The following is a 14,219-nucleotide window of genomic DNA, read 5'->3' on the forward strand; positions in this document are numbered from 1 at the left end:
ACGAATACGGCTAGTCTCTGCCGGACAACAAGGTACCTCTTAATGGCCACCGCGCTTACTGAAAAGTTTTCCCGCCTCGTCAAGACGATGAGCGGACAGGCCCGCATTACGGAAAGCAATGTGCAGGACATGCTGCGCGAGGTGCGCATGGCTCTGCTCGAAGCGGACGTTGCGTTGCCGGTCGTCCGGGATTTTGTCGGGCGCGTGAAGGAAAAGGCGCTGGGGCAAGAGGTGTTGGGGTCGCTCAAGCCGGGGCAGGCACTGGTCGGGATCGTCAATCGCGAACTGGCCGCCACGATGGGCGAAGGCGTGGCCGACATCAATCTCGTGGCGCAACCGCCGGCCGTGATTCTCATGGCGGGACTGCAGGGCGCCGGCAAGACCACCACCACGGCCAAGCTGGCGAAGCACCTGATCGAGAAGCGCAAGAAGAAGGTGCTGACGGTTTCGGGCGACGTCTACCGCCCTGCCGCCATCGAGCAGCTCAAGACGGTGACCAGGCAGGCAGGCGCCGAATGGTTTCCCAGCACGCCTGACCAGAAGCCGATCGACATCGCCCGTGCTGCGCTTGATCACGCCAAGCGGCACTTCTTCGACGTGCTGCTGGTCGACACCGCCGGCCGTCTGGCGATCGACGAAGTGCTGATGCAGGAAATCAAGGACTTGCATGCGGCCCTCAATCCCATCGAGACGCTGTTCGTGGTCGATGCCATGCAGGGGCAGGACGCGATCAACACCGCCAAGGCTTTCAAGGATGCGCTGCCGCTCACCGGCATCATCCTGACGAAGACCGACGGCGACTCGCGCGGCGGCGCGGCGTTGTCGGTGCGGCAGGTTACCGGCGTGCCGATCAAGTTTGCCGGCGTCAGCGAAAAGATCGATGGGCTGGAGGTGTTCGATGCGGAGCGCCATGCCGGCCGCATCCTCGGCATGGGCGACATCGTCGCGCTGGTGGAGCAGGTCACGGCGGGCGTCGACGTGGCGGCGGCACAGAAGCTCGCGGCCAAGGTCAAGAGCGGCGCGGGATTCGACCTCAACGATTTTCTTGGCCAGCTGCAGCAGATGAAGCAGATGGGCGGGCTCTCCAGCATCATGGACAAGCTGCCCGCGCAGATGGCCGCCAAGGCGACGGAGGCCGACATGACCCGCGCCGAGCGCGACATCCGGCGCAAGGAAGGCATCATCAACAGCATGACCCCCCTGGAGCGCCGCAAGCCCGAACTGCTCAAGGCAACCCGCAAGCGCCGTATCGCGGCGGGCGCCGGCGTACAGGTTCAGGAAGTGAATCGGCTGCTCAACGAATTCGAGCAGATGCAGACGATGATGAAGAAGATGAAGGGCGGGGGCCTCATGAAAATGATGAAGCGCATGGGCGGCATGAAGGGCATGCCCCGGATGTGACTCGCCCCCAGGCGGGGATGTGGCTCGCCCCCAGGCTCGCGCACTTCGTGTCGCTCTCCACCCCCTACCGGGGGCGATACCGGCGGCCCGGCTAAGCCGGTTCCGCGGTATCTCTGGAAATAGAAAAGCCCGCGATGCGGGCTTTTCTTATTTGGGGGCTTGGTGCTTAGGATCTGGCCAGGCGCACGGCGTGCATCCAGGCTCGGCGCAGCACGGCGGGGGACCTGGATTCCTCGGGGATCAGCAGGAAGCCGCGGTCGCGCAAGGAGTTGCCCAAGGCGATCTGGCTGGTGAGGACTGTCAGCGGGATCGCGAGCAGGAGCGGCAGGCCGACAGGCATCAGCCAGGCGAGCGCGCTGGCGTCGATGAGTGCGATGCCCACGGCGAGCGCGGCGATCACGGCCGTCATCGGCGCGAGTTGAGCGACGGCGATGCGCCACGGCACCGCAGCGGCTTCGCGGGGAGGCGACTTCCAGTCGAGCTTGATGCCGGTGAGGGCAACGACCACGAACAGCGAGTGCGCGAGCATGCGGACCGGAGCCTGCACGATGGCGAGTGCGCTTTCGAGCGCAGCGCTCTTGAGCATGCCGCCGATGCCGCCGAACTGGCGTTGCTCGCCGCGCAGCACCACGGCAACAAGGCCCAGCACGCGAGGCAGGAACAGCAGGCACAAGGTCCAGAGCCACAGGCCAGCCAGCTCCATCGGCATGGAGAGCCAGTGCTCGACCACGCTCGAACCGGTGAGCCAAAGGGCGGTGCCCAGCGTCAGGAATGCGAGCCACAGCGGGGCCGACACATAAGCCATCGTGCCGGTGACGAACATCGCACGGTGGACCGAATGCAGACCCGGCTCCGCCATCAGGCGTGCGTTCTGCAGGTTGCCCTGGCACCAGCGGCGGTCGCGCTGCAACTCGGACAGCAGGTCCGGCGGTTGTTGCTCGTAGCTGCCGACCAGATCGGCGACCAGCCACACGTGATAGCCGGCGCGGCGCATCAGCGCGGCCTCGACGAAGTCGTGCGACATGATGCCGCCCGACATGCCGCCCTTGCCACGGATCGGCGCCAGCGCGCAATGGTCCATGAAAGGCTGTACGCGGATGATCGCGTTGTGGCCCCAGTAATGCGATTCGCCGAGCTGCCAGAACTGCATGCCGAGCGTAAACAGCCGACCCGTCATGCGCGAGGCGAACTGCTGCGCCCGAGCGTGCAGCGTGACGTGGCCGATGGCTTGGGTCGCAGTCTGGATGATGCCGGCGGTCGGGTTGGTTTCCATCAGCTTGACCATCGAGCTCAGGCAGTCGCCGCTCATGACGCTGTCGGCGTCGAGCACGACCATGTAACGGTAATCCTTGCCCCAGCGGCGGCAGAAGTCGGCAACGTTGCCGGCCTTGCGGTGCGTGCGGCGGGTGCGCAGGCGGTAGTAGACCTCCACCTGTGGCTGGTTGGGGTTGTTCGCGTAATTGACGGCCAGTGCGGCGCGCAGGTCTTCCCAGGCAGCGCGCTCGGCAGCGGCGATCTCGGGCGTGTAGCTGTCGGACAGCACGAACACGTCAAACTGCCCCGCGTTGCCCGTCGCGGCAACCGATTCGCAGGTCGCGCGCAAGCCGGCGAACACGGTCGACACATCCTCGTTGCAGATCGGCATGATGATCGCTGTCCGCGCGTCCGGATTCATCGGATGGTTCGCGACCTGCTTGGCCGACAGCGCGTGCTTGTCACCGCGCACGGAGACATAGAAGCCCATGAGCGCCGTCACGAAGCCGGTCACGACCCAGCCCGACAGCACACCGTAGAGCGCGATCTGGCTGTACTCGAGCCACAGGTTGTCGTAGTCGGGTTGCACGCGTGCAAACAGCGTCGAAGCGATGACGGTGCTCAGTACCGCCAGTGCAACAAACGCGAAGCGCCGCTGGGCTGCTGCACGCTGCCACGGCTGAAGTACCGCGCCGGAATCGGGCCCGCGGCTGGTCTGCTTGGCCGCGCGGCCAGCGCCGAGCTTCACCAGCAGCGCGGTGCCGATGCTGTTCCAGAAGCCGCGCCATGGGCGGGGTGTCATCGAACCGCGATTGATGGGTGGCGCCGTCACGGAATTCGGATGGCGCTCTTCGCGAAGGAGATTGCTGCGCGAAAACTCGATTTCCGGCAGCACCTTCAGTTGGGAAAATTCGTTGGGCTTCATCGTTGACTCACCGTTGCTTCTGAACGGACGGCGTGTCGCCGATTGCCGGAAAGCGCTTGAAGACGCAATCCGGTGCGATGCCGCTGGACGCCTCGAGGGCTGCCAGCGAATGTCCCGCCGCGCGGGGGCGCGAGAGGGAAAACTGCTTTTGACGCAGGCCGTCGCGCTGCGGACGCAGTGCGAAAGAGGGGCTGGAATGAGCTGTCATGCCAGTACAGGGGCAAACCCTGTGCCAGCCTGGAAAACCTCTTTCAAATCAAAGGCTTAGCTTGATTTTGAGTGGGCAAGGCCGCGACAGGAAGTCAAAAGGCCTCTTGAACCCCGGATTTTGTCGCCGAATCCCGACAGGCTACTGAGACTGACCGGAGAAGCTCAACAGAATCAACCACTTAGCGTGTCGCTGGTCAGCGACCGTTTTCGCTTCCAGGCGACACGCCCTCGGACTTGAAGTGCCCGGGCGTGAGCTCATGCTTTTGCAGGAGCCTGTAGAACTCGGTCCGATTGCGGTCCGCGAGCCGGGCCGCGTCGGCGACGTTGCCGTCGGTCAACTTGAGCAGGCCCACCAGATAGTCGCGTTCGAATCGCTGCTTGGCTTCGGCATAGGTCAGCACCTCGACGCTCGGCACCCGGAGCGCCCGCTGTACGAGGGCGAGCGGAATCAGCGGCGAACTCGATAGCGCGCACACCTGCTCGACCACGTTGAACAATTGCCGCACGTTCCCCGGCCATGAAGCAGTGGTCAAGGCCTTGAGTGCTTCCGGCGCGAAGCCGGAGAGGCGTTTGCCGTACTTCGTCGACAGCCGCTGCAGGAAGTGATTGGCGAGCAACGGGATGTCCTCCCTGCGCGCCGACAGCGGCGGCAAACTCAATGTCACCACATTGAGACGGTAGTAGAGGTCCTCTCGAAACTGCCCCGCCTCCATGGCGGCATCGAGGTCGCGGTGCGTGGCCGAGATGATCCGCACGTCCACGGCAATCGACTGGCTGGCGCCGAGCGGCCGTACCGCGCGTTCCTGCAGCACGCGCAACAGCTTGACCTGCAACGCTGGCGGCATGTCTCCGATTTCGTCGAGCAGCAACGTGCCGCCGTCCGCTTGCTGGAACAGCCCTTTGTGATTGGCGACGGCGTCCGTGAAGGCGCCCTTCATGTGCCCGAACAGCTCCGACTCCAGTAGCGCTTCTGGAATGGCGCCGCAATTCACGGCCACGAACGGCTTGTCGGCGCGCGCGCTCGCGCGATGGATGGCGCGAGCGAGCAGTTCCTTGCCGGCGCCGCTGTCCCCACGCAGCAGCACGCTGGCATCGGACTTTGCCACCATGCGCGCCTCGGCCAGCAGCTCAGCCATGCGGTTGCTGCGGCTGACGATTTCCGCGCGCCAGCTTTCGTCCCCGCTCTTGCCGGGCACCGTGCTCGGCGCGCCGAGCGCGAGGGCCTGCGCGATCTTCTCCAGCAACTCGCGGCCGTCGTAAGGCTTGGTCAGGTAGGTGAAGACCCCCCGCGCCGTGGCCTCCACCGCGTCGGGAATGGTGCCGTGCGCGGTCAAGAGGATCACGGGTAGGGTTGGGTGGCGCTTTCGGATTTCGTCGAAGAGGGCGAGGCCGTCGCGACCGGGCAGTCGCACGTCGCTCAGCACGAGTTGGGGATGCTCGATCTCCAGTTGCGTGAGAGCCGATTCGGCCGATGTCACGGCAGTGACCTGATAGCCGGCAGAAACCAGCCGCATCGAAATAAGCCGGAGCATGTCCGGGTCGTCGTCGACCACGAGCAGCCGCGCCCCGCGAGCTTGTGCGCCGGTGCCTGGCGCAGGCGCGTTTTCGGAAGGGGGAACCGCAGGATTGCTCACTGTGCTGGCTTTGGGTTGATCGCCGGCGCCGGTGCCGGCGTGTTGGGCCGCGCGAAACTCCGTTCGATGGCGCGCAATGCCTCGATGCGGTCGTTGAGCTGGTCGATCCGGCGCTGGCTATCGCGCAATTGCTGGGCCTGCTTTTCACGATCGTCCTCGACGCGCCTTTGTTCCGCATAGCGCGCCGCCAGCACCCGGGCAAGCGGCTGAAGCGGCTGTGCTTCTGCCGAAGGGTTGGTCGTCACACGCTGCATCAGCCCCAGCGCCTTCACAAGATCGGCAGGCACGCGAGTCTGGGCCAGCACGAGCGCCGTTTGCATCTGGGTGGTCGGGGTCTCCATGAGGTCGCCCAGCCGGGAGAGCTCGTTGGCGAGTTCGGGCGGGCCGAGCGGGCGCACCTTGTCGGCGTACGCGAGCATGGCGCCGACTGGACCCGGGGTCGTCTGGGTGAAGATGCCGCCGGGCTGCGTGGCGGGCGCGATCGGCTCGGCCTCGACCGGCGTCACGGGGGGCGGGGAAGGCGGCATGGCCGGCACGACGACCGCTTCCGGCGGCGGCTTGTGCGAAGTGGCGCAGCCGGCAAAGAGCATCGGCGCGACGAGCGTCACGGCGATGATGGATCTGTGAAAGGCCGAAAAAGGCATGGATCGGATTGGGAACGTCGGGCGATGGGCGTCAAGCGGTGCGCGGCAGTTCGATACGGAAGCGCGCGCCTGGCCCGTTCGGCAGCAGCGTGATGCGACCGCCATGAGCCGCAATGTACTCCTGCACGATCGACAAACCGATACCCGTTCCTTTTACCGAATGTTGAGGTTGCCGTTCCCCCCGGAAGAAAGGCTCGAAGATGCGGTCGCGATCGGCCTCCGAAACCCCGGGCCCTGCGTCGCAGATGTCGATCTGCGCGAAATCGGCGGTGCTGGACACAGCCATGGTGATGGTGCCGCCACGCGCCGAGAAGCGGATCGCATTCGACAGCAGGTTGGCAAGCGCCGTGCCGAGCTTCACGCGGTCGACGACGACCGAGATCGGTTCGCCCTCGGCTCGCACCGTGAGGCCGCTGGCTTGCCATTGCAGGCGCTGCGCTTCGATCTGCTCTTCGATGAGCGGCAGCAGGGGCGTGCGTTCGCGGCGCAATTCGCGGGCTTCGAAAGCGGCGGCGTTGAAGCGCAGGAGTGCCTCGATCTGGCCCTGCAGCGCCACGGTGTTCTGCTGAAGGATCTGCGTGACTTCGCGCTGCGATGGATTGAGCGCGCCGGTCACGCCGTCTTCCAGCAGCGAGACGCCTTCGCGCAGAGCGGCCAGCGGAGTCTTGAGTTCATGCGAGACGTGTCGCAGGAAGCGTGCCTTGTCCGCGTCCAGCTCGGTGAGCCGCAGCCGCAGCCACTCGAGCTGCTGCGACACGCGGCGAACGTCGGCGGGACCGGGAATATCGATGGGCTCGTCGAGCCGGTTCTGGCCGAGACCGACGATCGCTCGTTGCAGCCGCTTGAACGGCCGCGCGAGCCAGACCCCGAAAGCCAAAGCCAGCGTCACTGCAAAGATACTCGCCGCCACCACCAACCGCATCAGCCGCCTGCGCTCGTTCTCGATGCGCTGCGCCAACGCATTGTTTTGCGTTTCGATCAGGAATTGCGCCTGCTGGGCGATGTTGGTGTTGAGTGCGTCGAGTTCGCGAAACTGCATCGCCATCGAGCTTTCGCGGGCAAGCGCCGTCTCGGGTGCGCCGCTCATCAGCCCTTGAATGACTTCCATCTGCTCGCGCCAACGGTCAGGCCCCTCGCTGCCGAGGCCGTTGGACGTGAGGCGCTCGAGCACCTGGCGAGCATCGCGCGTCGCATCGTCGAAGCGGCGACGCAGCACGGCATCGTTGAGCACCAGAGACTGCCGCCCTGCGCGCTCCATCGCCGCACTGCGCTCGGCCAACGATTGCGCCGCACCTGAAAGAGTGAGCGCGCGCGCCGCCGCATCGCGGCTCTCGGTCATGAGCTCGTCGTACTGGAAGACGGCGCGCAATGCCACCCCCACGAGCAGCGCGGTGATCAGGAGAAACGCGAAAAGCAGCAGCTGCTGGAACGAACCGCGCGCAGAGGCCAGCTTCGACATCAGGCGACGGGCGCCGGCGCGGACCTGCCGGCAGCGTGCGTCGATTCAGCCGTCACGACTTCGCCGCGCAGCGTGTAGGCCAGCGATCGGGTGATGCGCAGGTCGACCATCTGGCCGACCAGTTGAGCGTCGCCTTCGAAGTTGACGACGCGGTTGCACTCGGTGCGGCCCATCATTTCGCGCGCGTCCTTGCGCGAGGCGCCTTCGACCAGCACGCGCTGCACGGTGCCCACCCTGCTTTCGCCGAAGCGCTTGACGTTTCCATCGATCACGGCCTGCAATTCCTGCAGCCGCGCGAGCTTGACACTGTGCGGCGTGTCATCGTGCAGCGCTGCGGCCGGCGTACCCGGACGTGGACTGAAGATGAAGCTGAAGCTCGCATCGAACTCGAGGTCGTGGATGAGCTTCATCATCTTGGCGAAGTCCTCATCCGTTTCACCCGGAAAGCCGACGATGAAGTCGCTGCTGAGCGCCAGTTGCGGCCGAATCGCGCGCAGCTTGCGAACCGTGCTCTTGTATTCCATGGCTGTGTAGCCGCGCTTCATTGCCATCAGGATTCGGTCGCTGCCGTGCTGCACCGGCAAGTGGAGATGGCTCACCAACTGAGGCACTCTGGCGTATGCCTCGATCAGCCGCGGCGTGAATTCGTTCGGGTGGCTCGTCGTGTAGCGGATGCGCTCGATGCCGGGAATCTCCGCAATGTATTCGAGCAGCGTGGCGAAGTCGGCGATTTCCGTGGTGTCGCCCATGCGGCCGCGGTACGCATTGACGTTCTGTCCCAGCAGCGTGACCTCACGCACGCCCTGGTCCACCAGCCCGGCGACTTCCACCAGCACGTCGTCGAGCGGCCGATTCACTTCTTCGCCGCGCGTGTACGGCACGACGCAGTAGCTGCAGTATTTGGAGCACCCTTCCATGATCGACACGAAGGCCGTGACGCCTTCCACCCGCGCAGGCGGCAGGTGGTCGAATTTTTCGATCTCGGGAAAGCTGATGTCGACCTGCGGCCGTCCCTCGCGGTCGCGCTGGCTCAGCATCTCCGGCAAGCGGTGCAGGGTTTGCGGCCCAAAAACCACGTCCACGTAGGGCGCGCGCGCGATGATGGCCTCGCCTTCCTGGCTTGCCACGCATCCGCCGACACCAATCTTCACCCCCTTCGCCTTGAGGTGCTTCACCCGTCCAAGATCGGAAAACACCTTCTCCTGCGCTTTCTCACGCACCGAGCAGGTATTGAAAAGAATCAGATCAGCCTCGTCCACATTCGTGGTCGGCTCATAGCCTTCAGCCGCGCGCAGCACATCCGCCATCTTGTCCGAGTCGTACTCGTTCATCTGGCAGCCGAAGGTCTTGATAAAAACTTTGGGGTTCATGGTGCCTCTCCCGAGAGATGCAAATGTCATTGGGTTAGCGCGGCCGTGGCGTGGGACACCGCGGAACTGGCTCCGCCAGGCCGCCGGTGTCGCCCCCGGCAGGGGGTAGGCGGCTACACGAAGTGAGCAAGCCTGGGGGCGAGCCAGTCACTCTCCGTATTTGGGAAGCTGGTCGAACGGCGTCTTGCCGTCGTCGCGCGGACCGCTGTTGGCCACGAAGGGCCAGAAATTCAGCAGCGGCTTTTCGGCCGATGCACGCTTGGCCTGGGCCTCGTCGGGCGTCAGGATCCAGACTTCTCGCACCAGGCCGGCCGCGTCGCGGGTGTAGTTGACCAGCAGGTTCTGCCCCGTGATGGCCGCGGGCATGACGAGCATCCGATTCGCACCCAGAATGCGCGCGCCTGGCGAAAGGCGCTCGGACTGGCCGTCGAGCACGATCTCAGGGGGGTTCACCACCATGAACTTGCCGCGCAGCGTTCCGACGGGGAAATTGCGCCCCCCGTTGGCGGCTTCGTTCTGGGAGTTGGGGATGTCTGCGACCTGCGCCGCGGCGTGAGGCGAGAACAGGGCGGCGGCAGGAGCAATGACGGCGCTCAGTGCTACCAAAACAAGAGCGCTCAGGGAGTTCTTGCAGCGATTCATGGGGTTCATCCAGAGGCTGGGAAGCGGCGATTTTAGCGGCCGCTTGTCGCGCAACGAGTCTGTCGCGGGTGTGCCATCTTGCATGAACCCTTTACTTATCTTTACGGCACTTCGGGGCGCTTTCGGTTGCGCACTGCTCCAATAGGCGCGCCGCAGAAAAGTAGCCCGCAAAAGTAGTCTGTAGTAGTACGACTCCCATATCCTGCGCCCCACCTTCGATCCAAGATACCGCACTCATGAAGAAGAATCTCGTCGTCACCCTGTCGGGTGTGTTGATCGTCGCCGCCGCCACCGGTACCTGGTGGTGGTCCGGCACCAAATCGCGCGTCGGCGCGGAGGTCAACGGCGCGGAGTCCAGCAGCGTCAAGGCTGGCAAGGGAAGCCCCGGCGCGCCCGCCGCAGGGGCCCCGGCGCTGGTGTCATTGGCAATAGCCAAGCGGCAAACCGTGCCCGTCACGGTTCAGGTCAACGGCAGCGTGGTCTCGCTCAACAGCGTCGATCTGCGGCCCCAAGTGACCAACACGGTTCGACAGGTGCATATCAAGGAAGGCCAGTTCGTGAAGGCCGGGCAGTTGCTCTTCACGCTTGACGACCGTCCGGACCAGGCCAACCTCGCCAAGGCGAAGGCTCAGCAGCAGAGGGACGAGGCGATGCTCGCGGACCTGGAGCGGCAGTACAAGCGCAGCCAGGATCTCGTCGCGCAAAATTTCATCGCGAAGAGCGCCGCGGACGCCACGCTGTCGCAACTCCAGGCGCAGCGCGCCGCTGTGGCAGCCGATCGCGCAGCGGTGCAGGCGGCCGACGTCGCACTGGGCTATGCCACCTTGCGCGCGCCCATCGCTGGGCGCATCGGCGCGGTCAATATCTATCCGGGCACGCTGGTCCAGCCGACGCTGTCTCTGGTCACCATCACGCAACTCGATCCCATCGCGGTGAGTTTTCCGGTCCCTGAGGGCAAGCTTCAGGACCTGCTCGCGGCAGCCAGGGCGCACACCCCGGTCGAAGCAGTCGTGCCTGGTCGCAAGGAAACGCTGAAGGGCTCGCTCAGCTTCGTCGACAACACCGTCGATCCGCTGATCGGCACGGTGCGCGCCAAGGCTGTGTTCGACAACGCCGACCAGAGCCTTTGGCCGGGTCAATTCGTCGAAACGCGCGTGACGGTCCGCACGATCGAAGACGCGACCGTGCTGCCGGCTTCGGCGCTGATGATGCTGGCGGAAGGCACCTCGGTGTATGTGGTGGACGCCGAAAAGAAAGCGACGCGCCGCAAGGTCGAGTCGCTCCACACCTTCGGCACGCAGGTCGTGGTGCGAGGGATCGAACCCGGCGAGCAAGTCGTCATCGAGGGCAAGCAGAACGTGCGTCCCGGCGGCAAGGTGCGGGTCGAGGCGGCAAACCCGCCGCAGCGCCCTGAGGGCGAAACGCCCGGGCCCGGAAGCGCGGCATCGGTCGGGCCGACCAACGCCAGTCTCGTCGCGGAACGGGAGCGGACATGAACATCTCCGAGCTGTGCATCCGTCGTCCTGCGATGACGGTGCTGCTCTCTGCCGCGGTGGTGGTGGTCGGCATCTTTGCCTATTTCCAGATCCCGGTCGCGGCACTGCCGAGCTACAACACGCCAGTCATCAACGTTTCGGCGCAACTTCCCGGGGCCAGTCCCGAGACGATGGCGTCGTCGGTGGCGCTGCCGCTTGAAAAGCAGTTCTCGACGATCCCGGGCCTCCAGACGATCAGCTCCGTCAACACCCAGGGCAGCACATCCGTCACGCTGGAGTTCGTGAGCTCGCGCGACATCGACGCGGCCGCGGTCGACGTGCAGGCTGCCCTGCTGCGCGCGCAGCGCCTGCTGCCGCCCGAACTCACCCAGATGCCGTCGTATCGCAAGGTCAATCCGGCCGATGCGCCGGTGCTCTTCATTGCGATGACGTCGGACTCGATGACGCCGTCCGAGCTGAACGATTACGCCGAAAACCTGGTTTCGCCCACGCTCTCGACCATCGACGGCGTCGCGCAGGTGGCCGTCTATGGGCAGAAGCGCTTTGCGGTGCGCATCAAGGCCGACGCCGATCTTCTCAATGCCCGCAACATCACGCTGGACGAGCTTGCCAATGCGGTCCGGCTGGCGAATGCCAACACACCGGTGGGCGTGCTCGACGGGCCGCGCCAGACGCTCACTATCCAGGCGAACGAACAGATGCTCAGGGCGGCCGATTTCGCCAAGGTGATCGTCGGCCAGCGCAACGGCGCACCCGTGCGGCTTGACGAGGTGGCGACGATCGAAGACAGCTTCGAATCGGTGAAGACGGCAAGTGCCTACAACGGGCAGAGTTCGATTTCGCTCGCCGTGCAGCGCCAGCCCAACGCCAACACGGTCCAAGTCGTCGATGCGGTTCGGGCGCTTATGCCGCGCTTCAGGGGAGAGCTGCCGCAGTCGGTCGAAATCAGCGTGCTCAACGACCGGTCGCTTTCGATCCGCGAAGCAGTCCACGATGTGCAGCTCACGCTTCTGGGCACCATCCTGCTGGTGGTGCTGGTGATCTTTCTGTTCCTGCACCGCTTGGTCGCCACGCTGATTCCGGCGCTCACGATTCCGATCTCGCTGATCGGCGCGGTCGCGTTGCTCTATGCCTTCGGCTACAGCCTGGACAATGTGTCTCTGCTCGGCATCACACTGGCCGTCGGGCTGGTGGTGGACGACGCGATCGTCGTTCTTGAAAACATCATGCGGTACGTCGAAAAAGGAATGGAGCCCTTCGCCGCCGCATTGCGCGGTGCGCGCGAGGTGGGGTTCACCATCATCTCGATCTCGATATCGCTGGTGGCGGTTTTCATTCCCGTCTTCTTCATGCCCGGCGTGATCGGACTGCTGTTCCATGAATTCGCGGTGGTGGTGGGGCTGGCGGTGATGGTCTCGGCGATCGTGTCGCTCACGCTGGTGCCGATGCTCGCGAGCCGTCTGCTCAAGCACACGCCGCGAGAAGGCGGCGCGCTCGATCACGAAGAAGAGCATCCCGAACCCGGCACTGCCATCGGCCGTGCCTTCGAACGCGGCTACCGCTGGGTGCATGCCAACTACATGCGCACGCTCGATTGGACGCTGCGCCACCGCCCGGTGATGCTGATCGTCGCCGCGTCGACTTTCGCGCTCACTGCCTGGATGTTCATCACCATTCCGAAAGGCTTCTTCCCGGAGGAAGACATCGGGCAGATCCAGGTCACCACCGAAGCCGCCGAGGACATTTCATTTCCTGCGATGAAGGCTCTGCAGGGCCGTGTGTCCGACGCGATCATGGCCGACCCGAACGTCGACTACGTCAACTCCTTCATCGGTGTCGGCGGCCCGACGGCCACGCAGAATTCCGGGCGCCTGTTCGTCGTGCTCAAGCCGCGCAAGGATCGCGCGGCCATGCCGCAGGTGCTGGAAGCCCTGCGCAAGCGCTTCCGCGAGATCCCGGGCATTGCCGTCTACATGCAGCCGATCCAGAACCTGCGCCTCGGCGGGCGGCAAAGCAAGGCGCGTTTCCAATACACGCTGCAAAGCGTGAACGCCGGCACCATGGGTGTGTGGTCCGACAAGCTGATGGAGCGCATGCGCGCCGATCCGGCTTTCCGCGACGTGACGAGCGACTCGCAGAACCGCGGCCTCCAGGCGACGCTGGACATCGATCGCGACAAGGCCGGGGTGCTCGGCGTTGCCGTGGGTGACCTGCGCACTGCGCTCTACAACGCCTATGGCGACCGCCAGATCGGCAGCATCTATGGCGCAAGCAACACTTACCAGGTCATCCTTTCAGCGTCGGACGGCGACCGGCAGTTTGAGGAAGACATGTCGCGCCTGTCGGTGCGCAACAAGGCGGGGCAGCTGGTCCCGTTGTCAGCGTTTTCGACGGTCCGGCGCACGGTCGGGCCCACCTCGATCAATCACCAGGGCCAGCTGCAGGCCGTCACGGTGTCCTTCAACCTCGCACCCGATGTTCCGCTCGGTGACGCCACGGCCAAGATCGACCGGTTCAAGGAAGAGTTGAAGATGCCGCCGTCGATCATCACCAGCTACGGTGGGGATGCGGCGGTATTCCAGAGCTCGCAATCGAGTCAGGCGGTGTTGCTGATCCTGGCGGTGCTCGTGATCTATGTGCTGCTCGGCGTGCTCTATGAAAGCTACATCCATCCGCTCACCATCCTGGCTGGGCTGCCCTCGGCGGCAGTGGGTGCGCTGCTCTCGCTGAAGCTCTTCGGCTTCGACCTGACGCTGATCGCGACCATCGGTATCCTGCTGCTCATCGGGATCGTCAAGAAGAACGCGATCATGATGATCGACTTTGCGCTGGAGGCCCAGCGGACCGAAGGCATGAAGCCGGTCGACGCCATTCGCGAAGCCTGCCGGCTGCGCTTCCGGCCGATCTTGATGACGACCCTCGCGGCAATGATGGGTGCACTGCCGCTGGCCCTCGGGCTGGGTGCCGGCGCCGAACTGCGTCAGCCGCTCGGCGTGGCTGTGGTGGGCGGCCTGATCTTTTCGCAGGTGATCACGCTCTACATCACGCCCGCCATTTATCTCGCGCTGGACCGCTACAGCGGCAGCGGACCGCTGCAGGAACTGCCCTCGGAGGCACAACATCCGGGCGACGGCGCCGGCGGGCGCGAGAGCTCCGCTCGCGCCTGACGTGCGGGCGCCGGGCG

10 protein-coding genes are annotated in these 14,219 nt (G+C 65.0%); 3 read left to right on the plus strand and 7 right to left on the minus strand.

From position 1 onward, the window contains the following. Positions 1-42: 42 nt before the first annotated feature. Complete coding sequence (ffh, locus tag AC1DMA_RS21455) at positions 43-1,401, plus strand: signal recognition particle protein (protein ID WP_478126027.1); 1,359 nt, start codon at positions 43-45, stop codon at positions 1,399-1,401. 166 nt (positions 1,402-1,567) lie between these two features. Here the strand turns inward: ffh and mdoH are convergent, their stop codons facing one another. The 7 genes from mdoH to AC1DMA_RS21490 all read right to left on the minus strand — a co-directional run bounded on the left by mdoH (position 1,568) and on the right by AC1DMA_RS21490 (position 9,539). After that, positions 1,568-3,580: a glucans biosynthesis glucosyltransferase MdoH gene (gene mdoH / locus AC1DMA_RS21460; RefSeq protein WP_478145441.1), complete on the minus strand. Its 2,013-nt coding sequence runs from the start codon at positions 3,578-3,580 to the stop codon at positions 1,568-1,570. Between the two features lie 7 nt (positions 3,581-3,587). Next, positions 3,588-3,788, minus strand: coding sequence for a hypothetical protein (locus tag AC1DMA_RS21465; protein WP_093164213.1), 201 nt, complete (start codon positions 3,786-3,788; stop codon positions 3,588-3,590). A gap of 196 nt (positions 3,789-3,984) precedes the next feature. Further along, positions 3,985-5,349, minus strand: coding sequence for a sigma 54-interacting transcriptional regulator (locus tag AC1DMA_RS21470; protein WP_478126317.1), 1,365 nt, complete (start codon positions 5,347-5,349; stop codon positions 3,985-3,987). Between the two features lie 71 nt (positions 5,350-5,420). Then, on the minus strand, positions 5,421-6,032 hold the full coding sequence (locus AC1DMA_RS21475; RefSeq protein ID WP_478126029.1) for a hypothetical protein: 612 nt from the start codon (positions 6,030-6,032) through the stop codon (positions 5,421-5,423). A gap of 67 nt (positions 6,033-6,099) precedes the next feature. Continuing rightward, positions 6,100-7,527 carry a sensor histidine kinase gene (locus tag AC1DMA_RS21480; protein ID WP_478145442.1) on the minus strand — a complete coding sequence of 476 codons (1,428 nt, stop codon included), beginning with the start codon at positions 7,525-7,527 and terminating at the stop codon, positions 6,100-6,102. Further along, positions 7,527-8,897 (minus strand): tRNA (N6-isopentenyl adenosine(37)-C2)-methylthiotransferase MiaB, encoded by a 1,371-nt coding sequence (gene miaB, locus AC1DMA_RS21485; RefSeq protein WP_478145443.1) that lies wholly within the window; start codon positions 8,895-8,897, stop codon positions 7,527-7,529. The genes AC1DMA_RS21480 and miaB overlap by 1 nt, the downstream gene beginning before the upstream one ends. Before the next feature lie 147 nt (positions 8,898-9,044). Further along, entirely contained in the window at positions 9,045-9,539 is a 495-nt protein-coding gene (locus tag AC1DMA_RS21490; protein ID WP_478126032.1) for a hypothetical protein, read from the minus strand. Between the two features lie 236 nt (positions 9,540-9,775). On the opposite strand from AC1DMA_RS21490, the gene AC1DMA_RS21495 reads away from it, so the two are divergent. Further along, a complete protein-coding gene (locus tag AC1DMA_RS21495) occupies positions 9,776-11,035 on the plus strand; it encodes an efflux RND transporter periplasmic adaptor subunit (protein WP_478145444.1) in 1,260 nt (419 codons plus the stop codon). After that, positions 11,032-14,202, plus strand: a complete 3,171-nt coding sequence (locus AC1DMA_RS21500; RefSeq protein WP_478145445.1) for an efflux RND transporter permease subunit — start codon at positions 11,032-11,034, stop codon at positions 14,200-14,202. The genes AC1DMA_RS21495 and AC1DMA_RS21500 overlap by 4 nt, the downstream gene beginning before the upstream one ends. The last annotated feature ends 17 nt before the right edge of the window (positions 14,203-14,219 follow it).

The sequence above is a fragment of the Variovorax sp. 05N34 genome (assembly GCF_056397405.1).